Genomic DNA, 372 nt, shown 5'->3' on the forward strand with positions numbered 1-372 from the left:
GAATTTAAAGCATCAAAGATACCAATTGCTGCTACTTCTTCACTTAACGCTTGTATCATTTCTTGTCGTTTATAATTCAATGTGTTTTGCCGTTCTTTCATCGCTTCTTTTACTTTACCTTCATACTCTGTATTTCGCTTATGATTCATCATCAGTTCATCTAGATTAATGATAATATCTTCATATTTGTACATTGAGGCAAAGTCATTTTTGCGAATGGCATCTAGCATTGGCTGGATAATTTGCATATCTTTCTTAGCAGTCTGCTTCAGCACTTTAGAGGTGATTAACTCGTTATTATTATTGTCATCAAAAAGGACTCTTTCCTGAGCTAAGATAAAGAGATTTACAGCTACAGAGGTAATTCCTTGG

Annotated in this window: 1 protein-coding gene; it reads right to left on the reverse strand. The window is 34.1% G+C overall.

Annotation, left to right across the window (positions count from 1 at the left end; translation table 11 throughout):
• Window positions 1–372, reverse strand: a 372-nt coding sequence (locus KVT37_RS31960) for a hypothetical protein (RefSeq protein WP_217578989.1), incomplete at both ends; no start/stop codon positions are given.

The sequence above is a fragment of the Mesorhizobium sp. GbtcB19 genome, assembly GCF_019091085.1.
In the GTDB taxonomy this organism is placed as follows: Bacteria; Pseudomonadota; Alphaproteobacteria; order Rhizobiales; family Rhizobiaceae; genus Mesorhizobium.